Source organism: Kitasatospora sp. NPDC058492 (genome assembly GCF_042720685.1).
Taxonomy (GTDB): Bacteria; Actinomycetota; Actinomycetes; order Streptomycetales; family Streptomycetaceae; genus Kitasatospora.
The window spans coordinates 41,917-66,836 of the sequence record NZ_JBHXMU010000046.1 but is presented as its reverse complement, the minus strand read 5'-3'; the positions used below and the strand labels follow the sequence as shown (position 1 = coordinate 66,836).

Genomic DNA, 24,920 nt, shown 5'->3' with positions numbered 1-24,920 from the left:
ACCCCGCGGCCACCAGCACACCGGTGAACACCGCGGTCGTCACCGGCGGGCCCGACCCCGCCACACCCACCCACACCGCCGTGGCCTCACCGACCTCCTCACCGTCCCAGCAGGCCCGTCTGACGGTGTCGAAGGTGCTGCTGACGAGCCCGGTGGTGCCTGGGCAGCAGATCCGGTGGCGGGTGTCGGTCACCAACAACGGCCCCAGCCAGGCGCGGGACGTGGTCGTCACCGACCGGGTGCCCGGCGGGGTGTCCGGCGCCTCGCTGACCTCGGATTCCGATGGCGCCGTCTGCCCCGTCACGGCCGGGGTCGCCACCTGCCCCGCCGTCCAGATCCCGGTCGGCGCCACCCACTCGTGGACGCTCACCGGCACGCTCGACCCCGCGGCCACCAGCACACCGGTGAACACCGCGGTCGTCACCGGCGGGCCCGACCCCGCCACACCCACCCACACCGCCGTGGCCTCACCGACCGGTCCGCCCTCCCAGCAGGCCCGTCTGACGGTCTCCAAGGTGCTGCTGACCTCCCCGGTCGTGGCCGGCGGGCCGATCTCCTGGCGGGTCGGCGTCACCAACGAGGGCCCCTCGCGGGCCCGCAACGTCGTGGTCACCGACCGGTTCCCGCAGCAGGTGGACCACCCGGTGCTTACCGCCGACGCCGACGGCACGCCCTGCCCTGACACCGGCGGTGTCGCCACCTGCCCCGCCATCGACCTGGCCGTCGGCGCCACCGCGACCTACACCCTCAGCGGGACCCTCTCGCCGGACGCGACGGAGGTGCCGGTGAACTCCGCCGTCGTCACCGGCGGCCCCGACCCGGCGACGCCCACGCGCACTGCCGTGGCCACCCCGACGGAGCCGATCACCGTCCGGCACGACCTGCACCTCGCCAAGCAGGTCTCCCCGGCCAAGCCCGACCCCGGTGACAAGGTCACCTACACCGTCACCGCCACGAACCGCGCCAGCGGCACCTACCACGGCGCCGTCGTCGTCGACGACTTCACCGGCGTCCTGGACGCCGCCGACTACGACGGTGACGCCCACGCCACCATCGGCCGGATCTCCTACAGCCCGCCGCGCCTGACCTGGACCCTCGACCTCCGCCCCGGAGCCACCGAGACCCTCGTCTACACCTTCACCGTCAAGTCCGACGCCGGCGGCAAGCGCCTCGACAACCGGGTCGTCTCGCTCGGCGACGGCAGCAACTGCCCCGCTTCGACGAACCGGTCGCTCCGCTCCGCGCGGGAGGTGCCGGAGCCGTCGGCGACCACCGGCGGACCTTGCGCCACCAGCATCACCGTCAACCCGTCGCAGCCCTCGCCCAGCCCCACGGGCGGCCCGCTGCCCCCCACCGGGTCGGACCCGATGCCCCTGGCGGGCCTGGCGGCCTTCGCGATGCTCGCCGCGGGCGGCCTGCTGCTGACGCTCCGCCGGAGCCGCCGCTGACCGCTGTCCTGCCGGTCCCGGGCACACCCGGGACCGGCAGGATCCCGGTTGCGTCGGGCCAAGCGGCCCTGGTGCACCCAGGCTGATCGCACGCCCTGGACAAGGATCGGGGCTCGTACCGGTGAAGCCGGCACGAGCCCCGATCCTGTTCCCCCACCCGCACGAGGCGGGCGGAACCCTCAGCAGATACGCGGGAGTTGCTCCCCCATCGGCAGGTCGATGACGCGGGTGCCGCCGAAGGGGGTGCGGCAGACGACCATGCCGGGGTGGTCCGCCACGCACTCGCCGATCACTGCCGAGCGCGCGCCCAGCGGGTGCGCCCGCATCGCGGCGAGGACGGCGTCGGCGTGCTCGCGCGGGACGAAGGCGACCAGCTTGCCCTCGTTGGCGACGTAGAACGGGTCGAGACCGAGGATGGCACAGGCGTTGGCGACCTGCGCGGGCACGGGGACGGCGCGCTCGTTCACCACGACGCCCACCCGGGCGGCCTCGGCGATCTCGCCGAGCGCCGCCGCGAGGCCGCCCCGGGTGGGGTCGCGCAGGACGTGCAGGTCGGGTGTGACGGCCAGCATCGCGGCCACCAGTGAGCCGAGGGCCGCGCAGTCGCTCTCGATCTCGACGCCGAATTCCAGACCCTCGCGCACGCTCATGATGGCCACGCCGTGCAGGCCGATCTCACCGCTGACGATCACCACGTCGCCGGGGGCGGCACGCTGCGGCCGGATGTCGACTCCGGCGGGGACCAGGCCGATGCCGGCGGTGTTCAGGTACACGCCGTCGCCGTGCCCGGCCTCGACGACCTTGGTGTCGCCGGTGACCACCTCCACCCCGGCGGCCCGGGCGGCGGCGCCCAGCGCCTGGGCGACGTGCGCGACCACGGCCGTCTCCACGCCCTCCTCCAGGATGAAGCCGCAGGACAGATAGGCCGGTTGGGCCCCGCTCATGGCCAGGTCGTTGACGGTGCCGTTGACCGCGAGGTCGCCGATGCTGCCGCCGGGGAAGAAGAGCGGCCGCACGACGTAGGAATCGGTGGAGAAGGCGAGTCTGGCACCGCCGAGCTCGACGACCGCCGAGTCCGCGAGCCCGGCGAGCACCGGCCCGCCGAAGGCCGGGGCGAACAGGTTCGCCACCAGTTCGGCCGACAGCACCCCGCCTCCGCCGTGCCCCATCACCACCCGGGGGTGGTCGCGCAGCGGCAGTGGACAGCTCCATCCGAGGAGGTCCGGGGCGCCGCCGGCGCCGGTCTGGGTCTGGGTCTGGGTCTCAGCCAACGGGGCTCGCCTCCCGGGCCATGCCCGGCGCGTCGAGCCGCCGGTAGAGGTAGTAGGCGGCGCAGGCGCCCTCGCTGGAGACCATGGTGGCGCCGAGCGGGGTGCGCGGGGTGCAGGCGGTGCCGAAGGCCTCGCACTGGTGCGGCTTGAGCAGCCCCTGGAGGACTTCCCCGCTGCGGCACTGCGCGGGTTCGACGGTGGTGATCCGCGCGACGTCGAAGCGGTGCTCGGCGTCGTGGTCGCGGTAGCGCGGGGAGAGCCGCCAGCCGCTGTCCGGGATGATGCCGATGCCGCGCCAGGCCCGGTCGGTCACTTCGAAGACGTCCTCCAACATGGCCCGGGCCGCCGGGTTGCCCTCCGGGCGCACGGCCCGCGCGTAGGCGTTGTCGACGGTGTGCTCGCCGCGCTCCAACTGCCGTACGGTGCGCCGGATTCCCTCCAGGATGTCCAGCGGTTCGAAGCCGGTGACGACGATCGGCACCCGGTGGCGTTCGGCGAGCGCGGGGTATTCGTCGATGCCCATCACGCTGCACACGTGTCCGGCGGCGAGGAAGCCCTGGACCCGGCACTGCGGCGAGTTCATGATGGCCTCGATGGCGGGTGGCACCCGTACGTGCGAGACCAGCATGCTGAAGTTGCCGATGCCCCGCTTCCTGGCCTGGTGCACGGCCATGGCGTTGGGTGGTGCGGTCGTCTCGAAACCGATGCCGAAGAAGACGACCTCCCGGTACGGGTTCTCCTCGGCGATCCGCAGCGCGTCCAGCGGGGAGTACACCACCCGGACGTCGCCGCCCTCGCCGCGCACCCGGAAGAGGTCACGGCCGGTGCCGGGCACGCGCAGCATGTCACCGAAGGAGCAGAAGATCACCTCGGGCCGGGCCGCGATCTCCAGCGCCTTGTCGATCACCTCCAGCGGGGTGACGCACACCGGGCAGCCCGGGCCGTGGATCAACTCGACCTCGGGCGGCAGCAGTTGGTCGATCCCGTGACGGATGATGCTGTGCGTCTGACCGCCGCACACCTCCATCAGCGCCCACGGCCGGGTGACCGTCGCCCTGATGTCGGCGAGCAGACCACCGGCCAGCTCGGGGTTCTGGAACTCCTCCAGGTATCTCACCGTTCCTCCTCCTGCCTCGCCGAGGACGCCGCAGTCGCCGCAGTCGCCGCAGCCGCAGCCGCCTCCCAGGGGTCGCCGAACTCCTCTTGGAGCAGGCCGAGTTCCTCGAACAGCTGCAAGGTCCGGCGGGCCGATTCCTCGTCCAGCCGCTGCAGGGCGAACCCGACGTGGACGATGGCGTACTCGCCCACCTTCAGGTCCGGCAGGTATTCCAGGCACACGTCCTTGACGACCCCGCCGAAGTCGACGACCGCCATCCTGGTCCCGTCGCGTTCCGCGATCTCCAACACTCTTCCGGGTACCGCCAGGCACATTGCGGTCTCCCTCCTCTCTCCGGTTCCTCCGAACCTGCCGAACTCCGTACGCGCGGGGCGCTCAGTCGTCGGCCCGCGCCGCCACCATCAACTGGCCGAGCGCGAGCCCCGCGTCGTTGGGCGGCACCCGGCGGTGCCGCAGCACGGTGAACCCGTCCTCCGTCAGACCCCGCGCGCATGCCGAGGACAGCAGCGCGTTGGCGAAGACGCCGCCGCTCAGCGCGACCGTCCCGGTGCCGTGCCGCCGCCTGATATCGGCGCAGACCGCCCGCACCAGCGCGGCCACCGCCGCATGGAACCGGGCGGCGATCAGCCCGGGCGGCGCCCCTGCTGCCAGGTCCGCCACCACCGCAGCCAGCACCGGCCCGGGTCGGGCGGTCATCATCCCGCCCTCGTCGACGAGTTGGAATGCGTAGCCCTCCCCCGGGCCGGCCACCGGCCCGTGCGCGAGGGCGGCCGCCTCCAGCTCGATCGCCGCCTGCGCCTCGTACCCGGCTTTCTGGCAGACCCCGGCCAGCGAGGACACGGCATCGAACAGCCGGCCCATGCTGGAGGTCGGCACGCAGTTCACCGATCGATCCAACTGCTGTGACAGCAGTCGGAGTTCGCCTTCAGGGCAGGAGCGCACCGGCGGCAGGCCGGCCGCCCACGGGAGCCCTGCCGCCCGCAGATGGGCCAGCGCCATCCGGTACGGACGCACCACGGCCGCATCGCCCCCCGGCAGCGGAACGTAGTCGAGCCGGGCGAGACGCCGAAAGCCCCGGTAGTCGGCCAGCAGCGCCTCTCCGCCCCACACCGCGCCGTCCACTCCGTAACCGGTGCCGTCGAAGGCGATCCCGATCACGGGCCGGCTGCCGTCGAGACCGTGCTCGGCCATCACCGAGGCGATGTGCGCGTGGTGGTGCTGGACGTCCCGCACCTCACGGCCCCGGGCCGACCTGCGCACGTGCCGGGCGGAGCGGTAGCCGGGGTGGCGGTCGACGACGAGCACCTCGGGCTGCACGCCGGTGACGGCCCCGAGGTGGTCCACCGCGCGGTCGAACGCCCGCAGGGTGGCGAGGTCGTCCATGTCGCCGAGGTGGCCGGACAGCCAGGCGTAGCCGTCCCGGGCCAGCGCGAAGGTGTTCTTGAGGTCGCCGCCCGCGGCCAGCGCGGGCCGCACCGGCACCGGCAGGGGCACCGGGAGCGGCACGTAGCCGCGCGAGCGACGTACCGGCAGCAGCTGCCCGTCCACCACCCGCACCACGGAGTCCTCGCAGGGCACGTGGATGGGGCGGTCGTGGGTGAGCCAGCCGTCGACCAGCGGGGCGAGGCGGGCGAGGGCCTCCCGGTCGTCCGTCACGATGGGCTCGCCGGAGAGGTTCGCGCTGGTCATGACCAGCAGTCCGGGGCCGGGAGGGGCGAGCAGGAGGTGGTGCAGCGGGGTGTACGGCAGCAGCACGCCGAGGTCGGGGCTGCGCGGAGCGGCGGCTTCCAGCTCGGCGATCCGGTGTGCCCCCCGGCGCAGCAGCACGATCGGCCGCACCGGGCCGGTGAGCAGTTCCTCCTCGACGGGCCCCAGCTCCACCGCCCCGGATGCCGCCAGTGCCCTGAGCTGTTCGAGGTCGCGGGCCATCAGGGCGAAGGGCTTGTCACCGCGCCGCTTGCGCCGGCGCAGCAGGGCGACGGTGTCCGCGTCGGTGGCGTCGCAGGCCAGGTGGTAGCCGCCGATGCCCTTGACGGCCAGGACCGCTCCGCAGGTGATCAGGCGCCGGGCCTCGGTGAGCGCCTGCTCGCCGTCGAGCACGGGGAGCCCGGGGACGGACAGGGTGAGGGTCGGGCCGCAGGTGTGGCAGGCGACGGGCTGGGCGTGGAAGCGCCGGTCGGCCGGGTCGGCGTACTCGCGGGCGCAGTCGGGGCACATCGCGAAGGCCGCCATCGTGGTGTTGGCCCGGTCGTACGGCAGGGCGGTGACGATGGTGTGCCGGGGCCCGCAGTTGGTGCAGCTGATGAACGGGTGCCGGTGGCGGCGGCCGGCGGGGTCGGCCAGTTCGGCGAGGCAGTCTGCGCAGGTGGCGGTGTCCGGGGGGATCTGGGTGCGGTGCGGTCCGTCGGCGCGGGAGGGTGTGATGACGAAGCCCGGTGTGCCGGTGACGGCCAGCGGCTGGTGGTCCACCGAGGCGACGTCGGCGAGCGGGGGCGCGTCGCTGGCGATGCGTCGGCAGAACGCGGTCACCGCCTCGCCGGTGCCCTCGATCTCGGCGAGTACGCCATCGCCGGTGTTGGTGACGCTGCCGGACAGGCCGAGTTCGGTGGCGAGGGTGAAGACGAACGGTCGGAATCCGACGCCTTGGACGAGTCCGCGCACGGCGACCCGGCGGCGCTGGAGCAGGGGCGGCTGCTGATCCGTGGTCACGACAGGTCCACGGCCGGGTGCGGGTGGTCGTGGGCCCCCGCGTGGGCGTGGTCGTGGTCGTGGCTGTGGTTGTGGTTGTTGCCGTGGTCGTGGCTGTGGTCGTTGCCGTGGGTGTGGTCGTTGCCGTGGGTGTGGTCGTGGTCGTGCGCGCCGGCCATCACCGGCCGGTGGACCTGCGCGCCGGCCAGCACCGCGAGCGCCCGGTCCAGCAGCGCCCCGGCGCCCTGCCCGGTGCGGGCCGAGGTGAAGACCACCTCCACCCCCGGGTTGACCCGCGCGACGCTCGCGAGGAAGGCGGCTTCGTCGAACTGTGCCGCGACGGCGAGGTCCGCCTTGGTGACCAGCACCAGGTTGGCCAGCCCGAAGGCGGTCGGGTACTTGAGCGGCTTGTCCTCTCCCTCGGTGACCGAGGCGAGGACGACCCGCAGCGACTCGCCGAGGTCGTAGGAGGCGGGGCAGACCAGGTTGCCGACGTTCTCGACGAACAGCAGCCGGGTGTCCGGCGGCAACCAGCCGGCCAGGTGCCCGCGCAGCATCGCCGTCTCCAGGTGGCACAGCCCGTCGGTGAGGACCTGCTTCACCGGCGCGCCCGAACGGGCCAGCCGGCGCGCGTCGTTCTCGGTGGCGAGGTCGGCGGTGAGGGCCGCGACGGGCACCTCGCGCTCCCGGGCCAGGCCGAGTTCGGCCTCCAGGAGCGCCGTCTTGCCGCTGCCCGGGCTGGACAGCAGGTTCACCACGACGGTGCCCCGGGCGGCCAGTTCCGCCCGCAGCCGCCGGGCGTCGTCGTCGTTGCGGGCGAGAACCGCCTGCCGGAGATCGACGGTGCGACACATCGGTTTCAGCCTCCTTGATCGGTCCGGGCGCCCGCCGGGGGCTCGGACCACTCGACGCCGAGGATCTGCAGCTCACGCCCGGCCAGCAGTTCGACCCTGGCACCGGCGCAGCGCGGGCAGCCCAGGTCGGGCGGCATGCCGACGCTCCACTCGACCCCGCAGGGCGTGCACTTCGCCCGTGCGGCGACGGCCTCGGTCTCCAGCACCGCACCTTCCAACAGCGTTCCGGCACAGGCCAGTTCGAAGCAGAAGTCGAGTGCCGACGGGACGACTCCGGCCAGTTCGCCGATCTGCAGCCGGACTCTGGCCACGGCGCTCTCCCCGTGTGCGCGGGCAGCCCGGTCCACCTGGTCGACGACGGCCGTCGCGATCGACATCTCGTGCATCTGTCTCGTTTCCCGCCGTTGGAGGCGCCCGGCTCCTTGGGGGCGCGGGCCCGGTGTCCGGGCCCCGTGAGCAACAGGCCCCGTGAGCAACAGGCCCCATTACAGGGTGCGGCGGCGGAAACGGCTCGAAGCCGCGCCGCCGCCGCACCCGTGACTACCTGTTCGCAGCACGCCGGTGGTGGCCCCCGCGCGTACTGCTCCGCTACCGCGTCCGCTCCTACATCCGCCGGATCCGCAGGTAGCGCCTCAGGTCGGGAAGGCTCTGCCAGATCAGCGCCGCGACTGCGGCCAGGACGGCCGCGGCGGCCGCGACGGCGAGGTTCTTCAGCATGGTGCCGCCTCTCTGTGGGTGGGTGCGTCCGTGGTGAGGACGCGCAGGATCACGGCGACCGCCTCGTCGACGGCGGCGGCCACCGGGGTGCTCAGTCCGATTCCCTCCTCCAGTGAGGCGGGTTCGCAGCCGACCACCAGGACCCGCTCGGGCGCGGTGCCGCCCGTTCCGGCGGCCAGGGTGGCGAGCAGGGCGAGCACGGCGTCCGGGCCCATCCGGTGGCCGTCCAGGACCATCGACTCCACCGGTCCGGCGTCCGCTTCGATCAGGTACACCGTCCCCGGCTCGCCGCCGCGCGCGGTGGCGTCGACGAGCACCAGCGTCCGGTAGCCGTCGAGGAGTTGGTAGGCCAGGTGGACGCCGCGCACGCCGACGTCGAGGAGCTCGACGCCGGCGGGAAGGTCCCGGGCGGCGAGGCGCCGGACGGTCTCGACCCCGAAGCCGTCGTCACCGAGGAAGATGTTGCCGACCCCGGCGACCAGGACCCGCCCGGTCCGGTCGGCGCTCACCGCTCTTCCACCAACGCGACCTCGTCCGGCTGGAAGTACCGGAAGCGGCCCTGCGCCCGCCACAGGTCGGCGCCCGGGTCGTCGTCCACGGTGACGGCCAGGTGCACCGAACCGTCGACGTCGTGCAGCACCGCCTCCACCAGCGCGGTGCGCCCGTGCAGGAACAGGTCCTGGGCGTCGGTGCGGCGGCGACCGGGCCGGAGCCGCACTCGGCTGCCGGCGGCGACCGGGCGGCCGTCGATCATCACCTGGTCCCGTCCGGGGTCGGTCTGCGGGTCGTTGCCCGGGTCCCACCAGGGCCGGTCCGCCCCGGCTTCGGGGTCGGTGATTTCGCGCAGCCCCCGGACGGCGCCGTGCAGCCGTTCCAGGATCTCGGGGGGCATCGAGTCGGCGAGGTCGATCACCGCGCCGGCCCGGTCGTCGGTGCCCCGGGCCTCGCGCTTCTCCCGCTCGGTCAGGGCCGCGGTGCGCAGCGCGAGGATCTCGTCGATCTCGGTGGCGTCGTAGAGCGCGCCGGGACTCTCGGGGGCGATGTGCGGGTGGTCCTCCAGGATGATCGGCGAGGAGAGCAGCACCTTGCCGCTGCCGGGCGGGCCTGCCAGTACGGGCCAGGTGTGCTCGTTGCGGCAGGCGCGCACCGCCTCGCCCGCCCACTCGGGCGGGTCGGTCGCCGAGAGGAAGGAGCCGCGGTCGAGGCCGAGCAGCAGGTGGGCCGAGACGAGGGCGTGTGCCAGTGCGGTCTCGCGTCGGGCGCCGGGAGTCGGATCCCAGTCGGAGGTGTTCTCCACCAGGACGGTCAGCCGCTGCGCCCGGTAGGGGCCGGGTACGTCCTGGGCGGCGATCCGCAGGCGGCCCTGGACCCGTTCCCGGCGGCGCAGGAGCCGCCCGGCCAACGTGCCGTCCTCGACGAGCCGTTCCTCGCCCTCGGACGCGTCGAGTTCGAAGCTGCGGACGGCTTCACCGGCCGCCAATTCCTCAACTGGGATGAGGAGTTCGATCCGTTCCTCGACCCCTTCGTCCCAGGGGACGAGCACCCGGTCGGCGAGCTCCAGCTCATCGACGGTCCGGAATCCGCCCTGTCTGCCTGCTTCTTGGACCGTCCGCCGTTGGAGGCGCAGGAAGCGCAGTTCGACGGCCAGCTGGTCGCCCTGGCGCGCTTCCATCACGCATTCGGTGCGCTGGTGGGAGTGCTCACCGCTGTCGGCGCCGTAGCGCGGCGGGGTCAGGACGCCGAACTGCCAGCGCAGCCGGTTCTTGGCCGCCGACGCCCGGTAGGGGTAGAGCACGTAGCCCTCGAACAGGACTGCGTCGGCGATCTGCCGGGCGTGGGCGAACCTGTTCTCGCTCTCGTGGGCGGGCGCGGTCACCGCTCCCCCTTCGCGGTCTGGGCCGCCTTGACGGCCTGGGGTGGCTTCGCGGCCTGGGTCGGCTTCACGGTCTGGGACGGCTTTGCGGTCCGGGCCGTGCCGAGCAGTTCGCGCACGGTGGCCTCCCAGGACGGCAGGGCGCGCCGGGAGCGGTAGGCGAGCAGTTCGGCCATCAGGTCGGCGGGCAGCCGGAGCCAGCCGCAGCCCGGGAAGTGCGCGTCGATCGCCTCCCGCCAGACCTTGACCGGCATCCGCACGGCGGCTTCCTGGTCCCAGGCCACCGGGGTGACCTGGAAGCCGCCGGGGCCGGCGAAGGCGGTGCCCGAGAAGAGCAGCAGCAGCGGCACGTCCCCGTCGTCCAGTGCCGCGAGGTAGCGGGCGGCGGAGACATCCATGTCGTAGGTGCAGGGCACCACCAGGTCGGTCTCGGTCTCGCCGGTGAACGCGCCGACCAGCAGCGGGACCTGGGCGAACTGGACCGGGTGGAGGGTGCCGGCCCAGCGTGAGCGCTCGCCGAACAGGTCGGTCAGCCGCCCGCCCTCGGCGTCGCCGTAGCGGCGCCGGGCCGGTTCGATCCGCAGCTGGCAGCGCAGCGCCAGCGCGTGCACCCGCACCTCGGCGGGGGCGGTGATGCGCAGCCGGAAGACCAGGGCGGGCCCGGCGGCGTAGGGATCGGCCCGCACTCCGGTGCAGGCGAAGGAGATCGAGGTCACCGGGCGCCGCCTTCGGGGAGGACGCGGGACCGGGCGGCCAGGCGCTCGAAGAAGGCGGTCTGTTCGGCGCGGGCCTCGGCCCCGCCGTCGAAGCCCTTCCAGCAGCGCCGCAGTCGGCCGACGAGTTCGTAGCAGACGTCGACCGGCACCAGGTAGCACTGGATGCCGTCGGTGTCGCGCCGCAGCAGCAGCGCCTCCACGTCCGGCCGCAGTGCGGCGTACAGGCGGCTACCGCCGAGCGCGGCCTGCCAGGCGGCCTCGTCGGGTTCGGCCTCGGTCGCGCCGCCCGGTCCTGGGTAGAGCAGGACGGACCGCTGCAGTCGTGTGGTGCGCAGCAGGAACGCGGTGGCGACGGGGATGCCGAGGGCGGCCCAGGCGTCCTCGCCGAGGGGGTGGGCCGGGTCGGTCAGGTAGCGGTCGGGGACTGCGCAGTAGCGGCCGTCGGCCGCGCCGGGCTGCTGGAACAGCAGGGCGCAGGCGGTGCAGGCGCAGGTGAGCGCCTGCTGGTCGGTGTCCGCCAGGTGGCGGTGCTCGGCGGGCAGGTGCCGGCCGCAGAACTCGCAGCGTTGCGGCTGCGGGGGTGCGGGCTCCCGCAGCCGGCGCAGCAGCGCGGTGCCGGGCCGGTCGAGCTGGCGGAAGGTCATCGCGGGCCCGCCGGGGGCCGAGCGCCGATCTGCAGCAGTTCTGCGGGGCGTTCGAGCTCGACCGCGGTGACCTCGGGGGCGTGGCAGGCCAGGGCGTTCTCGATGTCCTGTTCGCCGCACCCGCAGCCGCTGCGGGTGCGGCGCAGCCGGGCGGTGCCGGTGGCGGGGTCGAAGGCGGCCAGGTCGACCGGTTCGGGCAGGGTGGCGAGTGCTCGGGTGATGCGGGCGGTGACGTCCTCGGGGTGCAGGTCGTGCAGGACGAGCAGGCCGGCCAGCGACGGTTCGTCCAGCAGCCGGGCCAGCACGGCGGGCGGCAGGGCCTGGACGAGGCGGGCCAGGGCGTCGCCGTAGAGGGCCATCAGTTCGCGGACGAGGTGCTCGCCGACCTCCTGGGCGTCGGCGCCGGCCAGTTGGTCCAGGGCCTCCTGGATGCGGGCCCCCGCCTGTTCCGGGGTCATGCGGTGAGTCCGCTCAGCCCGGTGGGCACGTGCATGGTCTGCACCGTCCTGCCGTCGCCCAGGTACATGTGGACGCCGCAGGGCAGGCAGGGGTCGAAGCTGCGCACGGCGCGCATGATGTCGATGCCCTTGAAGGTCTCCGGGGGGTTCTCCTCGAAGATCGGGGTGTTCTGGACGGCGTCCTCGTAGGGGCCGGGGGTGCCGAAGCTGTCGCGGACGCTGGCGTTCCACGGGGTCGGCGGGTAGGGGTGGTAGTTGGCGATCTTGCCGTCCCGGATCACCATGTGGTGGGACAGCACGCCGCGTACGGCCTCGGTGAAGCCGCAGCCGATCGACTCGTCCGGCACCTCGAAGCGCTCCCAGGTCTGGCTGCGCCCGGCGCGGACCTCGTCGAGCGCCTTCTCGGCGAAGTGCAGGGCCGCGGCGGCCGCGTAGGCCTGGAAGTAGGTGCGGGCGCGGTTGCGTTCGATGGCGTTGCTCCACTGCGGGATCTTCCACTCGAAGGTGGTCTCCGGCTTGGTCATGGAGCGCGGCAGGTTGATCTGCACGCTGTGTCCGGTGGCCTTGATGTAGCCGATGTCGACCAGTCCGGACAGCGCGGTGGACCACAGGCGGGCGATCGGACCGCCGCCGGTGTCGAGGGCGAGGTAGTCCTTGCCGTCGAACCAGCGGGGGGACATCACCCAGCTGTACTTGTCGTCGAAGTCGCGTTTCTGCGGGGCGGGGATGGTGTGCTGGTTCCAGGGGTGGCGGGGGTCGACGGGGTTGCCCAGCGGGTCGTGGGTGACGAAGAGCTCCTTGCCCTGCCAGTCCTCGTAGTAGGAGCTGCCGAGCAGGATGCGGATGCCGAGGTTGATCTCGGTGAGGTCGTTGGTGACGAGCTTGCCGTCCACCACGATGCCCGGGGTGACGAACATCCGCCGGCCCCAGTCCGTCATGTTGCGGTAGGTGAAGTCGCAGTGGTCCGGGTCGTTGAGGCTGCCCCAGCAGCCGAGCATGACGCGGCGCCGGCCGACCTCCTCGTAGCCGGGCAGGGCCTCGTAGAAGAAGTCGAAGAGGTCGTCGTGCAGCGGCACGACCTTCTTCATGAACTCCACGTAGCGCATCAGCCGGGTCAGGTAGTCGGTGAACAGCTGGACGGTGGCCACCGTGCCGACGCCGCCGGGGTAGAGGGTGGAGGGGTGCACGTGGCGGCCCTCCATCAGGCAGAACATCTCCCGGGTGTAGCGGCTGACCTGGAGCGCCTCGCGGTAGAACTCGCCCTCGATGGGGTTCAGCGAGCGCATGATGTCGGCGATGGTGCGGTACCCGTGGTCGCCGGCGTGGGGTGCCTCGGTGCGTTCGGCCAGTTCCAGGACGCCGGGGTTGGTCTCGCGGACCATCTTCTCGCAGTAGTCGACCCCGACCAGGTTCTCCTGGAAGATGTTGTGGTCGAACATGTACTCGGCGGCCTCGCCGAGGTTGATGATCCACTCGCCGAGGTGCGGGGGCTTGACCCCGTAGGCCATGTTCTGCGCGTAGACCGAACAGGTGGCGTGGTTGTCGCCGCAGATGCCGCAGATCCGGCTGGTGATGAAGTGCGCGTCGCGCGGGTCCTTGCCGCGCATGAAGACGCTGTAGCCGCGGAAGACCGAGGAGGTGCTGTAGCACTCCGCGACCTTCTTCTGCTTGAAGTCGATCTTCGTGTGGATGCCCAGGCTGCCCACGATCCGGGTGATCGGGTCCCAGGACATCTCCACCAGACCGTTGCCGTCGCCGGCCGTCCTGGTCGTCGGTGCCATCGTCTGTCATGCCCTTCTGTCAGCGGGAGGAGGCTCTGCAACGGCCCGCCCGCCCCGGGCGGGGCGGGCGGGCCGAAGGGGGAAAGGGGTCACCACGGCGGGCGGTAACCGGTGGTCAGACGGCGCCCGGTGTGCCGCCACTTGGGCTCCTGGTCGACCGTCCGGCCCGTGATCGTGCGCAGGCGGCGGATCACCGCCCCGTACGCCGAGCTGGCGCCCGTGGAGACCCGGGAGCCGGGCGGCGGGTCCATGAACGGCATGAACTTGTCGGGGAAGCCCGGCATGGTGCAGGCGATGCAGATGCCGCCGACGTTGGGGCAGCCGCCGATGCCGTTGATCCAGCCGCGTTTGGCGACGTTGCACTTGACGACCGGGCCCCAGCAGCCGAGGCGCACCAGGCACTCGGGCGTGCCGTAGTCGGTGGCGAACTGGCCCTGTTCGTAGTACCCGCCGCGGTCGCAGCCCTCGTGCACGGTCGCGCCGAACAGCCAGGCCGGACGCAGCTTGTCGTCCAACGGGATCATCGGCGCGGAACCGGCCAGCTGGTACAGCAGGTAGGTCAGCGTCTCGGCGAAGTTGTCGGGCTGGATCGGGCAGCCCGGCACGCAGACGATCGGCAGGCCCGCCTTGGACTTCCAGTCCCAGCCCAGGTAGTCGGGCACCCCCATGGCACCGGTCGGGTTGCCGGCCATCGCGTGGATGCCGCCGTAGGTGGCACAGGTGCCGATGGCGACCACCGCGGTGGCCTTGGGGGTGAGGCGGTCCAGCCACTCACTGGTGGTGATCGGCTGGCCGGTGTCCGGGTCGTCGCCGAAGCCGCACCAGTAGCCCTCCTCCTTGATCGTCTCGTTCGGGATGGAACCCTCGACGACCAGGACGAAGGGGTCGAGCTCGCCGCGGTCCGCCTTGAAGAACCACTCCACGAAGTTGTCCGCGCCCTGGACCGGACCGCACTCGAAGTCGATCAGCGGCCAGTGGACGGCGACCTTCGGCAGGCCGGGGAGTGCGCCGGTGACGATCTCCTCGATGCTGGGCTGCATCGCCGCGGTCAGGGAGACCGAGTCCCCGTCGCAGCTCAGACCCGCATTGATCCAGAGAATGTGCACCACGGCGGCGTCGGCTGAAGTTGTTGCAACCGCACCCATGAGGATGCCTCCTCAAAAAAACGGGAGCCGGACAGATAGGCTCAAAAAATTCATAGCAGCAGTTCAGTCCGGCCGCCGGTCCAGAGAGCCGGGCGGGTCGCTCGAAGGGACGCAAGCCGGCGCACCCGTCCGGGTGGCCGTCAGCCGGACTCGGCTGGTCTCGAAGGGAGCCCGCACTGAACACCCCGCTCGCGGAGGGCCTGGCACTGGTACTGCTGCTGGCCGTACTGGCCTGCGCCGTCGTCCGGCCGTGGGGCTGGCCCGAGGCCGCCGTCGCGGTACCCGCCGCCGCCCTGCTGATCGCCACCGGCGCCATATCGCCCACGCACGCGCTGGAGGAGGCCGAACGGCTGGGGCCGGTGGTCGGGTTCCTGGCCGCAGTGCTGGTGCTGGCGCAGCTGTGCGACGAGGAGGGACTGTTCCACGCCTGCGGGGCGTGGATGGCCCGGACCGCCGCGCGGCCCGGACGGCTGCTGGTGCAGGTGTTCGCCCTGTCCTCGGTGATCACCGCGGTGCTGAGCCTGGACGCGACGGTGGTGCTGCTGACCCCGGTGGTGTTCGCGACCGCCACCCGGCTCGGCGCCCGGCCGAAGCCGCACGTCTACGCCTGCGCGCACCTGTCGAACACCGCGTCGCTGCTGCTTCCGGTGTCCAACCTCACCAACCTGCTGGCGTTCGCGGCCAGCGGCCTGAGCTTCACCCGGTTCGCCGCGCTGATGGCCCTGCCGTGGCTGGTGGCGATCGGCGCCGAGTACGTGGTCTTCCGCCGGTTCTTCGCCGCCGACCTGGACAGCGCGGCCCCGCCGCCACCGGACGAGGTGGCCCCCGAGCTGCCGCTGTTCGCGCTCGTCGTCGTGGCCTGCACGCTCGGCGGGTTCGTCCTCACCTCCGCGCTGGGCGTCAATCCGGCGTGGGCGGCCGCGGCGGGAGCCCTCGTGCTGGCCGGCCGGGCGCTCGCCCGGCGCCGCATCACGCCGACGGCGGTCGTCCGGGCCGCGAACGTTCCGTTCCTCGCCTTCGTCGTCGCCCTCGCGATCGTCGTCCGCGCCGTCGTCGACAACGGCCTCGCCACCGCGCTCGGCCACGTGGTCCCCGCCGGCACCGGCCTGCCGTCCCTGCTCGCGGTCGCCGCGCTGGCCGCCGTCCTCGCGAACGTGATCAACAACCTGCCCGCCGTCCTGGTCCTGCTGCCGCTGACGGCGGCCTCCGGCCCAGGTGCGGTGCTGGCGATGCTGCTCGGCGTGAACATCGGCCCCAACCTCACCTACGCCGGCTCCCTGGCCACCCTGCTGTGGCGCAAGATCGTCCAGCAGCACGGCAGCACCGTCCGGCTGGGCGAGTTCACCCGCCTCGGCCTGCTCACCGTCCCGTCGGCGCTGGTGCTGTCCGTCCTGGCGTTGTGGGCCTCGCTGCTGGCCCTGGGAGGCTGACGGCGGGGCGCCCGTGGGGCGGGCGCCCCGGGGCGCGGGGTGTCAGGAGATCATGAAGTCCCGGACCGGCAGGGGGCGGTTGACCACCCGGACATCGCCGATCCAGCCGTGGAACACCTGGTTGAGCGCGCCGCCGTACTCGTAGCCGCCGAGCAGCCAGGGGTGGCCGAGGGTGCTGAGGCCCTCGGACGGTGTCGAGGGGTTGCGGACGACCTCGCAGCCGTTCACGTACATCCGGGTGAGCCGCTTGTTGTTGACGACCGCGACGTGCCACCAGGCGCCGAGCGGGAGTTCGTGGCCCCAGTTGGTGACGGGGCCGCTCAGGTTGGTCGGGTAGACGCACCACTGCAGTTCCCGCCCGCCGGACAGGCTGAGCGTGGCGACCGGCTCCTGCGGGTCGGTGTCGGGGCCGCTCTTCCCCGCCTCCCCGCTGGTGCCCCAGCGGCTGAGCAGCGCCGTCCAGGCGTTGCGGCCGGCGTCCCAGTCGGCCGGCAGCTTGAAGAACGCCTCGAAGGTGTAGCCCTGCTGGAAGGTGTCGGCGTTCATCGGGGCCTTGGCGACGGTCTGCAGGTACGCGCCCTGGACCGGCTTGCCCCGGCCCGCGAAGTAGAGGCTGCCGCGGCCGGGCTGGTCGGGGTGGGACTCGGTGGACCAGGTGAGCGTCCCGGCCGGGCTGCCCGGGGCGGTCTGGCTCACGAGGTCGTTGCCGTGGCCGCTCAGGTCCTTGACGACCTGGGAGTCGGCGACGGCGCTGCCGTCCGGCCGTCCGCCGTCGAAGCGCCAGTAGGCGACCGTTCCCGGGATCGTCAGCTGACGTGCGGGGCGGGCCGGGCGGGCCGGGACCGGGGCGAAGCCGGCGAACCGCCGCGCGAAGTCCACCTGCACCGAGAAGCTGTCCACCGGGCCGGTCAGCTCGATCTCCTCGCTGGCGAGGCGGTTGACCTTCTCGGCCGCCAGCTGCTGGATCCAGGGCGAGTACGTCCGCACGTCGATGGTGTTGCGGTCCAGGTCGAAGCGGTAGGCGCGGATCATCGCCGCGCCGCCGTAGTACCGGTTCTGGTAGTTGGTGATGTGGACGTGGACGTCGTGGCCGGCCTTGTTGGTCAGCGTGGTGCTGCCGGGCGGCCAGTAGTGGCCGTTCAGGGTGAGGAAGATCTGGTCGTTGCCGCTGATCAGCCTGTCCCAGAGGGCGTGCCCGTGGTCGGACAGCTGGGCGGCGCCGCCGTCGTCGGCGTAGGCGAGGTCGTGGGTGGTGAGGATGACCGGCACGGTCGGGTGCTGGGCGATCACCGAGTTCGCCCAGGCGAAGCCGCGGTCGGACAGCCGCCAGTCCAGCGAGAGCACCATCCAGTCCCGGCCGGCTCCCCGGAACAGGTGGTAGGTGTTGTAGCCGTCCGGGCTCGCGCCCTTGAAGGTCGCAGAGCGGGCGAACCGGGCCGGGTTGAAGGTGTCCAGGTACGCCGTCCGGCCCCGCTGGTCGTCGCCGCCCGAGCCGACGTCGTGGTTGCCGGCCAGGACGCTGTAGGCCGCGCCGTGGCGGTCGAGGAGGGTGAAGGCCTTGCCCGCGGCGGCGAACTCCTCGGCCTTGCCGTTCTGGGTGACGTCGCCCAGGTGCGCGAGGAAGACGAAGTTCTCGTCGCTGCCGTCCAGCACGTGGCGCAGCGAGGCCTCCAGCGGGGCGGGGTGGATCCGGTCGTCGTCGAAGAGGTACTGGGTGTCGGGCATCACCGCCAGGGAGAAGCGGGGGCCGTCCGGGTCCGGATCCCAGGCGCCCCGGCCGTCGTCCGCGGCGGCGGGCGCGCCGAAGGCGTCGGCCGTCGCGTCGGTGGGCCCGTCCGCCGCTGCCGCCGTCGCCGTCGTTGTGGAGCCCGCCCCGAGGACCGCCAGCCCGGCGCCGACCAGCCCCGTCGCGCGCAGGAAGGCGCGGCGTCCGGCCGCCGCCGGCGCGTCGGAGTCGAACCCGACGGTCCGCGGGCAGCTCGACCCGTGGTCGTCGTGGGGAAGGTCGTTCTGATGGTGGTTCATCGGGGCAGCTCCTCGGGCCGTACACGGTGATCGCGACGCTAGGGGCACGACGCGGACCGCTGACCGGACGGCCGGCCTCCGCACGGTGAACGCCCGGGGAACGTCCCCCGCAGGCTGCTGCTCCCTGCCCGACCTCCGCGGCCGGGTCAGCGGGCCTGGTCAGTGGGCCTGGTCAGTGGCCGCCCTTGGGCTCGGTGCAGCCGCCGTCCAGGTACATGCCGTGCGGGCGGATGTCGGGCCGGGCGGTCAGCAGGCCGCTGACGCAGAGAACGGCTTCGGGGATTTCGAGGTCGAAGCCGGGGGCGCCGGCGGAGGTGCGGACGTTGACCAGCTCGGCCGGGTAGCCGAGGCGTTGGAGGGCCGCGCGGAGGCCGGCTTCGTCGAGGACGGCCGGCGCGCCGGCGGGCCGCAGGGCGTCCGCGATCCGTGCCGCGTGGGCCTCGCCTCGGCATTGGGCGTCGGCGAGGAGCCTGACGGTCTGTTTGTAGGCGTGGTTCTCCGCGTACTTGTCGGCCCAGGTACCGCCGTCGCCCGTGGGGGCGGCGGCCGGGGCGGACGGCAGTGTGGCGGCGACGCCCGCGCATTTCGCCGCGACCTGGGGGAAGAGCCGGTCGTGGCGGGCCAGGGCCTCGGCCCCGGCCTGACCGGGTTCTCGGGCCGGGGTGGTCGCGGTGGCGGGGGCGCTGCCGACCGGCGTACCGCCGGTCGCACTGCCCGGTGCGCTCACCGATCCGCAACCAGACAGTGCCACGACTGCCACGGCCGCGGCCAGGCCTGCGGCCATCACGGTCCTCGCGCGCTTCATCGACCTTCTCCCCCTTGGCCATTGACCCTTGATCGCATCATTGTCGCGCACGAGGGCGGCGGCGGGCGGGTCAATCCGCGAACGGGCCGGTGTCTCCGAAGGCGAGGCGGGTGAAGTGCTCGGCGATGCGGTGGTGGCCGGCCTGGTCCGGGTGCAGGTCGTCGGGGAGCGGGTGGTCGTCGTGGTCGGTCCGGCCGTAGAGCGAACGGCCGTCCAGGTAGTGCAGGTTGAGGTCGCCGTCGGCGACGCGGGCGGCGACGATGCGGGCGAGTTCGGTCCGGATGACGGTGAGGGTGAGGCGGCCCGCCGCGGTCTCGGCCGGGTCGCCGGTGGCCCGGAAGCGCAGTGCCCCGGTGCTGAAGTCGGCGGCGAGGGGCCCCGGGGTGTCCTCCTGGATCGGGCAGAGGATCGAGGAGACGACGAGCAGCGGCGTGGCCGGGTGTCCTTCGCGGACGGTGTCGAGGAAGCCGTGCACCGCCGGGACGAAGGCGCGCAGGCGCATCACGTCGGCGTTGACGAGGTTGATGCCGATCTTCAGGCTGATCAGGTCGGCGGGGGTGTCGCGGATGGCGCGGGCGGTGAACGGGTCGAGCAGGGCGCTGCCGCCGAAGCCCAGGTTGACCAGGTCGACGCCGGCCGCGGCCGCCGTCAGGGCGGGCCAGGTGCCGGTCGGGTGGGTGGCGTTGGAGCCGTGGCTGATCGAGCTGCCGTGGTGCAGCCAGCGCCGGCGGGTGCCGTCCGGGGCCGGGGTGACGGGGGCGTCGGTGTCGAGGGCGAGGAGTTCGGTGGTCTCGGTGTGCGGGAGCCAGATCTCGACGGTCTTGTCCCGTGCGGGCAGACCGGTGAACCGGGCGGTGCCGGGCGGGCCATGGGTCAGCTCGACGCGGCCGGTGGCCAGGTCGATGGTGCGCAGGTTGCCGCCGGACACCGTGGTCTGCGCCGTCAGCCGCCCGTCGACGAGGAGGTCGTACATCCCGTCGGGCGGGGTGGGCACGCCCACGTAGGCCCGCTTGGTCGGGACGGTGTGCAGGTCGATCGCGGTGGCGCGGGTGCGGAAGGCCAGCCGGACGCCGCTGGGCTGGGACTCGGCGATCGCGAGCTGTTCGTCGGGGATCTGCCGGCGTGCCCGGGCGGGCAGGCGGTGCGGCAGCAGGCCGCGCCCGGTGTGCTCGACGTCGAGGTGGCCGTGCAGCAGGGCCTCGGTGACGGGGGTGGTGAAAGAGGTGTTCATCGCTGTTCCATCGCGTTCTGTGCGGGTCCTGCCCGTGCCGTGCACCTTCTGCCATCCGGCTATAGCCAGTATGGGATTGCCTAATGGGTTTAGGCAAATGGGATTGCAGCCTTGGATTCCCGGTCTTGGATTCCCAGGCCTTGGCCGTCGGCGGCGGCCGCGGCGTCAGCCCGCCAGGATGACCGTCTCCGCCGGGCCGGAGAAGCCGGCCTGCTGGGCCGGGGTGCCGGTCGCGGCGAGGCGGCGGTGCTCCTGCGGACTGACACCGCGGACGCGCTTGAAGGCCGCAGAGAGGGCGAAGGCGTTGCTGTAGCCGACCTTGCGGGCCGCGAAGGCGACGGTGCACTCGGGTTCGCGCAGCAGGTCGGCGGCCACGGCCAGCCGCCAGCCCGCCAGGTAGGCCATCGGCGGTTCGCCGACCAGGCCGGTGAAGCGGCGGGCCAGGCCCGCCCGCGACACCCCGACCCGCTGGGCGAGGTCGGCGACCGTCCAGGCGGTGGCCGGGTCGTCGTGCATCAGCCGCAGCACCGGCCCGACGACGGCGTCGTGCTGGGCGCGGTACCAGGCCGGGGCGCCGGAGTCGGGGGCGGCGAGCCAGGAGCGCAGCACGGAGACGACCAGCAGGTCCAGGATGCGGTCCAGGACCAGCTCCTGACCGGGCTCGTTGCGCCCTATCTCGGCGGCCAGCAGGTGCACCAGGGTGTCGTCGGCGCCGGTGCCGGCCGGGCGGACCAGCAGGGCGGGCAGGCAGCCGAGCAGGCGCTGGCCGATCTCGTGCTCGGCCTGGTAGGTGCCGGACAGGACCACCGAGGACGCCTGGTCCCCCTCCCGGCCCTGCCCCCAGGTCCGGACGCCGAGCGACATCACCTCGGAGACGTCCACCCCGCCGCGCGTGCAGACCTGCCCGGGGCCGACGATCACGTCCACGGGGGTGTCGGGGTCGTCCGCCACCGTGTACGGCTCCGGGCCGCGGACGATCGCCACGTCGCCGGGGTGCAGCAGCAGCGGCGTACCGCGCTCGGGCAGGATCCAGGCCTCGCCGCGGACCATCGTCACCACCGACAGCGGGGCCCGGTCCTCGATCCGCAGCGACCACGGCGGGGTGAGGATCGAGCGCAGCAGGAACGCACCGCGGGCCTTGGGGCCGTCGAGGAGTCCCGTCAGAGTGTCCATGGCCCCAAGTGTAGACGGCAAGACATCATTTGACGGTTCGTCATTTGAGAGGGTCTTGAGTGATCGAGGTGGCCCGGGCGGCCCGGATGCCGGATGATCGGCGCACGGGGGCACGAACCGATACGCAGATAGCAGATACGCAGAGACAGTGAGGGGCTACGAAGATGGAACTGGCACGCACACTCGCACTGGTGGCGGCCACCGTCACCTGTGGACTGACCGCCGGGTTGTTCTACGCCTTCGCGTGCTCGGTCATGCCCGCGCTCGCGCGGGTCGAGGACCGCACCTTCATCGAGGTCATGCAGCGCATCAACGTGGCCATCCTGAACGGCTGGTTCGTCCTCGGCTTCGTCGGCGCGCTCCTCACCACCGGCGCCGCCGTCGCCCTCCACCTGCCCTCCGACGGCCACCACGCGCTACCCGCCACCGTGGCCGCCCTGGTGCTCTACATCGCCGCGATCGGCGTCACCCGCTCCGTCAACATCCCGCTCAACGACGAACTCGCCGCCGGCGGCGAGCCCCGGCGCATCACCGACCCGGCCGCCGTCCGGGGGCGCTTCGAAGCCCGCTGGGTCCGCTTCAACGTGCTGCGCGCCCTGCTCTGCACCGCCGCCGTCGCCTGCCTCGCCTGGGCGCTGATCCTGCACGGCCAGGCCTGACCCCGCGCCCGGTCGGACCCCCGGATACGCCTTCGAACTCCCGCTTGCTTCGTGGGAGTTCGAAGGCGTGTCCGGGGGCTACGGCCTGTCCGGCGGATCTTGCCCTAGCCGCAGAGGGTCCCGAAGGTGTACCCGCGCGACTTGAGGGTGGAGAGGATCGTCGGAAGTGCGGCGACCGTCTGGCTGCGGTCTCCGCCGCCGTCGTGCAGCAGGATCACCGAGCCCGGGCGGACGTTCTTCAGCACCCGGGACTGGATGGCCGCCGTTCCCGGCCGGGACCAGTCGGTCGGGTCCACCGACCACAGCACGACCTGCTTGCCGAGCGCCGCCGCGCGCGAGCGCACCGCGCCGTTGACCGCACCGTAGGGCGGGCGCAGGCAGCTCGGGGTGCGGCCGGTCTGGGCGCGGATCGCCTTGTCCGTGTTCGCCACCTGGGCGTTGACGGCGGAGGCCGAGAGCCGGCGCAGGTCCGGGTGCGACCAGGAGTGGTTCTGCACGCTGTGGCCCGCCCGGGCGACCTGCCCGGTGAGCGCCGGGTGGGCGGCGACGTTCTGCCCGATCTCGAAGAACGTCGCGCGCACACCGTAGCGGGCGAGGATCCCGAGGATCCTCGGCGTGTAGGTGGGGCTGGGGCCGTCGTCGAAGGTGAGGTAGACGACCTTCCCGCCCTGGTAGGCCTTGGCGCCCTGGTCGGCCTTGGCGCCCGCCGCCTCGGCCGGTGCGGCCGGCACCGCGACCGCCGCTCCCGCCACCAGGGCGACGGCGAGTGCGCCGATCGCGGTCCGAATCCGCCCAACCGCCCTGCGCCTGCCGGAATGTACGGCCATGCCTGCCCCCTGCCCCTGGTGCCGGAACCGCCCTGTACCGACCAGTCTGCGCCGAAGGGCGCCGCCGCCGCGACCGGCCGGGGGTGAATTCGGCCAGCTGCTCGGCGGGTTGACCAGCGGCGAGCGGCGGGAACTGGCCGGGCACGGCACCGGGCACGGCGACCGCCCCCGGCGGGGATCCACCAGGGGCGGCAACCCCGTTGCGGGGCCGGGCCGTTCAGCGCGAGGCGCGGCCGTGCAGGACCAGCGCCCGGGTCAGGGCCGCCAGGCCCCCCGTGCAGAGCAGCGTGCGGAGCATGTTGGTGGCCACCCAGGTGCCCTCGAACTTGGCGCGCACGCCCGCGAAGTCGGTGATCTGGGACGGGTCGCCGGCCTGCGCCAGCTGGTTGTTGAGCGGGATGTTGACGCCCATGGTGACCATCACGGCCACCACGTAGAGCACCGTCGCCCCGGCGGCCCACAGTGCCGCCTGCCGTCGCCCGGCCTTGTGCTGGAGCCAGGCCGCCACGCCCGTCGCCACGAAGGCGCCGACGAAGACCAGGCCGAACATGCCGTTCTCGATCGACTTGTTGATGTGCTGCATCGCCGTCACGTACGTCCGGTCGTCGCCCGCCGCGAGGCCCGGCATCACGGACACGTCGAAGGCGAAGAACAGGCCCGCCATCAGGCCCATCGCGATGGTGGCGCCCGCCAGGACGGGCCCGGCGGCCTTGCTCCGTGCGGCGGGGGCCGCCGAGGCGCCCGGCGCGAGGCCGCTGAAGGAGGATGGAGCGGAGTAGGAAGCTGGAGTCGCGGTCTGGTTCGAGCGCATCGGTAATCCTTCGATTTCTCCCCGGCCCCCGCCCAGCGCGGGGGCCACCACGGTGCCCGGGCACCGGCTTCCGTACCGCTCCCGGGTTCGACCCGGATGGACGGTCAAGAAGTCGGCGAGGCCCGGCACCGAAGATCAACGAAACTGACTGGCATGCGAGTTGTGCGGAGCGGCGGGCGGCTCACACGTCCCAGACCCCGGACGCGGCGGCCTCGCGGGCGAAGTCGGCGAAGTCGCGCGGCTCACGCCCCAACGCCCGCCGCACCCCGTCCCCCAACGAAGCGTTACGACCGTCCAGGATCACCGAGAACAACTCCGCGAAGTCCCCCGGCAGACCCGCCTCCTCCAACACCCCCCGGTACGCCGCCTCCGACACCGCCTCGAACCGCACCTCACGACCCGTCGCCCGCGACAACTCCACCGCCACCTCCGCGAACGACAGCAACCGCGGCCCCGTCAACTCGTACACCTCCCCCGCATGCCCCGCCCGCGTCAACGCCGCCACCGCCACCTCCGCGATGTCCTCCGCATCCACGAACGGCTCCACCGCACCCCCCACCGGCAACGCCAACTCCCCCGCCAGCACCGGATCCAGGAAGAAACTCTCACTGAAGTTCTGGTTGAACCACGCGCACCGCACCACCGTCCACGCGGCCCCCGACTCCATCACCGCCTTCTCCCCCGCCTCCGCCGCCTCCTCACCACGCCCCGACAGCAGCACCAGCCGCCCCACACCACGCCGCGCCGCCAGCCGCGCGAACGCCCCCACCGCCTCCACCGCCCCCGGAAACGCCAGATCCGGGTAGTACGTCAGATACGCCGCACTCACCCCCTCCAGCGCCGCCTCCCACGTCCCCTCGTCATGCCAGTCGAACGCCACCGCCCCCGACCGCGACCCCACCCGCACCCCGTACCCCAACCCCGCCAACCGCTCCGCCACCCGCCGACCGGTCTTCCCCGTCCCACCCACCACCAGCACCACACCAGCACCGACCGGAAGATCCACAACACCCTTGGCAACCACAGCAGCCACCCCATTCGGAGAAGAAGTCGACGAAACCAGCGGACCCGGCCGGTTCTGCGAACCCTGCGCGTCCGTCCTCATGTCCACCAGTCAAATCCACTCCGGGCCGGCGAACCATAGCCTCCACACTCACATCCATGCGCGAGCGTCTACCGTCCCCCGGCGTGCCCCGCTCCAGGTCCTGTCCGGCCGGACAGGACCTGGAGCGGGTCTGCTTCGCCAT

23 protein-coding genes and 1 pseudogene are annotated in these 24,920 nt (G+C 72.8%); 3 read left to right on the top strand and 21 right to left on the bottom strand.

Annotated elements, in window-relative coordinates; translation table 11 throughout:
* Window positions 1-1,448 (top strand): annotated as a pseudogene (locus tag ACFWPI_RS27180) (hypothetical protein); the annotation flags it as partial.
* A gap of 179 nt (window positions 1,449-1,627) precedes the next feature.
* Here ACFWPI_RS27180 and hypE read toward each other — a convergent pair.
* The 14 genes from hypE to ACFWPI_RS27110 form a co-directional block, all read right to left on the bottom strand.
* Window positions 1,628-2,719: a hydrogenase expression/formation protein HypE gene (gene hypE, locus ACFWPI_RS27175; RefSeq protein WP_380377854.1), complete on the bottom strand. Its 1,092-nt coding sequence runs from the start codon at window positions 2,717-2,719 to the stop codon at window positions 1,628-1,630.
* On the bottom strand, window positions 2,712-3,836 hold the full coding sequence (gene hypD / locus ACFWPI_RS27170; protein ID WP_380377855.1) for a hydrogenase formation protein HypD: 1,125 nt from the start codon (window positions 3,834-3,836) through the stop codon (window positions 2,712-2,714). Before hypD ends, hypE begins: the two co-directional genes overlap by 8 nt.
* Window positions 3,833-4,150: a HypC/HybG/HupF family hydrogenase formation chaperone gene (locus ACFWPI_RS27165; protein ID WP_380377857.1), complete on the bottom strand. Its 318-nt coding sequence runs from the start codon at window positions 4,148-4,150 to the stop codon at window positions 3,833-3,835. The genes hypD and ACFWPI_RS27165 overlap by 4 nt, the downstream gene beginning before the upstream one ends.
* Before the next feature lie 61 nt (window positions 4,151-4,211).
* Window positions 4,212-6,545: a carbamoyltransferase HypF gene (gene hypF / locus ACFWPI_RS27160; RefSeq protein WP_380377859.1), complete on the bottom strand. Its 2,334-nt coding sequence runs from the start codon at window positions 6,543-6,545 to the stop codon at window positions 4,212-4,214.
* A complete protein-coding gene (gene hypB / locus ACFWPI_RS27155) occupies window positions 6,542-7,378 on the bottom strand; it encodes a hydrogenase nickel incorporation protein HypB (protein WP_380377861.1) in 837 nt (278 codons plus the stop codon). Before hypB ends, hypF begins: the two co-directional genes overlap by 4 nt.
* A 5-nt stretch (window positions 7,379-7,383) precedes the next feature.
* Window positions 7,384-7,764, bottom strand: coding sequence for a hydrogenase maturation nickel metallochaperone HypA (gene hypA / locus ACFWPI_RS27150; RefSeq protein ID WP_063350769.1), 381 nt, complete (start codon window positions 7,762-7,764; stop codon window positions 7,384-7,386).
* Window positions 7,765-7,981: 217 nt separating this feature from the next.
* The gene (locus ACFWPI_RS27145) at window positions 7,982-8,095 is read right to left on the bottom strand and encodes a DUF6893 family small protein (protein ID WP_380377863.1); all 114 of its coding nucleotides are present in this window, start codon (window positions 8,093-8,095) and stop codon (window positions 7,982-7,984) included.
* Entirely contained in the window at window positions 8,089-8,604 is a 516-nt protein-coding gene (locus tag ACFWPI_RS27140; RefSeq protein WP_380377865.1) for a hydrogenase maturation protease, read from the bottom strand. The genes ACFWPI_RS27145 and ACFWPI_RS27140 overlap by 7 nt, the downstream gene beginning before the upstream one ends.
* Complete coding sequence (locus ACFWPI_RS27135) at window positions 8,601-9,971, bottom strand: hypothetical protein (protein ID WP_380377867.1); 1,371 nt, start codon at window positions 9,969-9,971, stop codon at window positions 8,601-8,603. Before ACFWPI_RS27135 ends, ACFWPI_RS27140 begins: the two co-directional genes overlap by 4 nt.
* Window positions 9,968-10,684, bottom strand: a complete 717-nt coding sequence (locus ACFWPI_RS27130) for a DUF6084 family protein (protein WP_380377869.1) — start codon at window positions 10,682-10,684, stop codon at window positions 9,968-9,970. Before ACFWPI_RS27130 ends, ACFWPI_RS27135 begins: the two co-directional genes overlap by 4 nt.
* The gene (locus ACFWPI_RS27125) at window positions 10,681-11,328 is read right to left on the bottom strand and encodes a DUF5947 family protein (RefSeq protein ID WP_380377871.1); all 648 of its coding nucleotides are present in this window, start codon (window positions 11,326-11,328) and stop codon (window positions 10,681-10,683) included. The genes ACFWPI_RS27130 and ACFWPI_RS27125 overlap by 4 nt, the downstream gene beginning before the upstream one ends.
* Window positions 11,325-11,786, bottom strand: a complete 462-nt coding sequence (locus tag ACFWPI_RS27120) for a thioredoxin (RefSeq protein WP_380377873.1) — start codon at window positions 11,784-11,786, stop codon at window positions 11,325-11,327. The genes ACFWPI_RS27125 and ACFWPI_RS27120 overlap by 4 nt, the downstream gene beginning before the upstream one ends.
* Window positions 11,783-13,567 carry a nickel-dependent hydrogenase large subunit gene (locus ACFWPI_RS27115; protein WP_063350764.1) on the bottom strand — a complete coding sequence of 595 codons (1,785 nt, stop codon included), beginning with the start codon at window positions 13,565-13,567 and terminating at the stop codon, window positions 11,783-11,785. The genes ACFWPI_RS27120 and ACFWPI_RS27115 overlap by 4 nt, the downstream gene beginning before the upstream one ends.
* Window positions 13,568-13,656: 89 nt before the next feature.
* On the bottom strand, window positions 13,657-14,712 hold the full coding sequence (locus ACFWPI_RS27110) for a hydrogenase expression protein HypE (RefSeq protein ID WP_363378097.1): 1,056 nt from the start codon (window positions 14,710-14,712) through the stop codon (window positions 13,657-13,659).
* 176 nt (window positions 14,713-14,888) lie between these two features.
* On the opposite strand from ACFWPI_RS27110, the gene ACFWPI_RS27105 reads away from it, so the two are divergent.
* Window positions 14,889-16,142: an SLC13 family permease gene (locus ACFWPI_RS27105; protein ID WP_380377888.1), complete on the top strand. Its 1,254-nt coding sequence runs from the start codon at window positions 14,889-14,891 to the stop codon at window positions 16,140-16,142.
* 42 nt (window positions 16,143-16,184) lie between these two features.
* Here the strand turns inward: ACFWPI_RS27105 and ACFWPI_RS27100 are convergent, their stop codons facing one another.
* The 4 genes from ACFWPI_RS27100 to ACFWPI_RS27085 all read right to left on the bottom strand — a co-directional run bounded on the left by ACFWPI_RS27100 (window position 16,185) and on the right by ACFWPI_RS27085 (window position 21,376).
* A complete protein-coding gene (locus ACFWPI_RS27100) occupies window positions 16,185-18,167 on the bottom strand; it encodes a LamG-like jellyroll fold domain-containing protein (RefSeq protein WP_380377875.1) in 1,983 nt (660 codons plus the stop codon).
* 172 nt (window positions 18,168-18,339) lie between these two features.
* Window positions 18,340-18,972: a hypothetical protein gene (locus tag ACFWPI_RS27095; RefSeq protein WP_380377877.1), complete on the bottom strand. Its 633-nt coding sequence runs from the start codon at window positions 18,970-18,972 to the stop codon at window positions 18,340-18,342.
* A 70-nt stretch (window positions 18,973-19,042) separates the two neighbouring features.
* On the bottom strand, window positions 19,043-20,203 hold the full coding sequence (locus ACFWPI_RS27090; protein WP_380377879.1) for an SGNH/GDSL hydrolase family protein: 1,161 nt from the start codon (window positions 20,201-20,203) through the stop codon (window positions 19,043-19,045).
* A 165-nt stretch (window positions 20,204-20,368) separates the two neighbouring features.
* Entirely contained in the window at window positions 20,369-21,376 is a 1,008-nt protein-coding gene (locus ACFWPI_RS27085; protein WP_380377881.1) for an AraC family transcriptional regulator, read from the bottom strand.
* A gap of 164 nt (window positions 21,377-21,540) precedes the next feature.
* On the opposite strand from ACFWPI_RS27085, the gene ACFWPI_RS27080 reads away from it, so the two are divergent.
* Window positions 21,541-22,035 carry a DUF1772 domain-containing protein gene (locus ACFWPI_RS27080; protein WP_063350758.1) on the top strand — a complete coding sequence of 165 codons (495 nt, stop codon included), beginning with the start codon at window positions 21,541-21,543 and terminating at the stop codon, window positions 22,033-22,035.
* A gap of 104 nt (window positions 22,036-22,139) precedes the next feature.
* Here the strand turns inward: ACFWPI_RS27080 and ACFWPI_RS27075 are convergent, their stop codons facing one another.
* From ACFWPI_RS27075 to ACFWPI_RS27065, 3 genes are all read right to left on the bottom strand, one after another.
* Complete coding sequence (locus ACFWPI_RS27075) at window positions 22,140-22,862, bottom strand: polysaccharide deacetylase family protein (protein WP_380377884.1); 723 nt, start codon at window positions 22,860-22,862, stop codon at window positions 22,140-22,142.
* Between the two features lie 217 nt (window positions 22,863-23,079).
* The gene (locus ACFWPI_RS27070) at window positions 23,080-23,673 is read right to left on the bottom strand and encodes a DUF1772 domain-containing protein (protein ID WP_380377886.1); all 594 of its coding nucleotides are present in this window, start codon (window positions 23,671-23,673) and stop codon (window positions 23,080-23,082) included.
* A gap of 181 nt (window positions 23,674-23,854) precedes the next feature.
* Window positions 23,855-24,778, bottom strand: coding sequence for an NmrA family transcriptional regulator (locus tag ACFWPI_RS27065; protein WP_380425092.1), 924 nt, complete (start codon window positions 24,776-24,778; stop codon window positions 23,855-23,857).
* Window positions 24,779-24,920: the final 142 nt, after the last annotated feature.

What these genes read in the sequence shown, in the direction of transcription:
- ACFWPI_RS27165 (WP_380377857.1), bottom strand. Translation starts at nt 4,150, where the DNA reads ATGTGCCTGGCGGTACCCGGAAGAGTGTTGGAGATCGCGGAACGCGAC.
- hypB (WP_380377861.1), bottom strand. Translation starts at nt 7,378, where the DNA reads ATGTGTCGCACCGTCGATCTCCGGCAGGCGGTTCTCGCCCGCAACGAC.
- hypA (WP_063350769.1), bottom strand. Translation starts at nt 7,764, where the DNA reads ATGCACGAGATGTCGATCGCGACGGCCGTCGTCGACCAGGTGGACCGG.
- ACFWPI_RS27145 (WP_380377863.1), bottom strand. Translation starts at nt 8,095, where the DNA reads ATGCTGAAGAACCTCGCCGTCGCGGCCGCCGCGGCCGTCCTGGCCGCA.
- ACFWPI_RS27125 (WP_380377871.1), bottom strand. Translation starts at nt 11,328, where the DNA reads ATGACCTTCCGCCAGCTCGACCGGCCCGGCACCGCGCTGCTGCGCCGG.
- ACFWPI_RS27120 (WP_380377873.1), bottom strand. Translation starts at nt 11,786, where the DNA reads ATGACCCCGGAACAGGCGGGGGCCCGCATCCAGGAGGCCCTGGACCAA.
- ACFWPI_RS27115 (WP_063350764.1), bottom strand. Translation starts at nt 13,567, where the DNA reads ATGGCACCGACGACCAGGACGGCCGGCGACGGCAACGGTCTGGTGGAG.
- ACFWPI_RS27110 (WP_363378097.1), bottom strand. Translation starts at nt 14,712, where the DNA reads ATGGGTGCGGTTGCAACAACTTCAGCCGACGCCGCCGTGGTGCACATT.
- ACFWPI_RS27100 (WP_380377875.1), bottom strand. Translation starts at nt 18,167, where the DNA reads ATGAACCACCATCAGAACGACCTTCCCCACGACGACCACGGGTCGAGC.
- ACFWPI_RS27095 (WP_380377877.1), bottom strand. Translation starts at nt 18,972, where the DNA reads ATGAAGCGCGCGAGGACCGTGATGGCCGCAGGCCTGGCCGCGGCCGTG.
- ACFWPI_RS27090 (WP_380377879.1), bottom strand. Translation starts at nt 20,203, where the DNA reads ATGAACACCTCTTTCACCACCCCCGTCACCGAGGCCCTGCTGCACGGC.
- ACFWPI_RS27085 (WP_380377881.1), bottom strand. Translation starts at nt 21,376, where the DNA reads ATGGACACTCTGACGGGACTCCTCGACGGCCCCAAGGCCCGCGGTGCG.
- ACFWPI_RS27080 (WP_063350758.1), top strand. Translation starts at nt 21,541, where the DNA reads ATGGAACTGGCACGCACACTCGCACTGGTGGCGGCCACCGTCACCTGT.
- ACFWPI_RS27075 (WP_380377884.1), bottom strand. Translation starts at nt 22,862, where the DNA reads ATGGCCGTACATTCCGGCAGGCGCAGGGCGGTTGGGCGGATTCGGACC.
- ACFWPI_RS27070 (WP_380377886.1), bottom strand. Translation starts at nt 23,673, where the DNA reads ATGCGCTCGAACCAGACCGCGACTCCAGCTTCCTACTCCGCTCCATCC.
- ACFWPI_RS27065 (WP_380425092.1), bottom strand. Translation starts at nt 24,778, where the DNA reads ATGAGGACGGACGCGCAGGGTTCGCAGAACCGGCCGGGTCCGCTGGTT.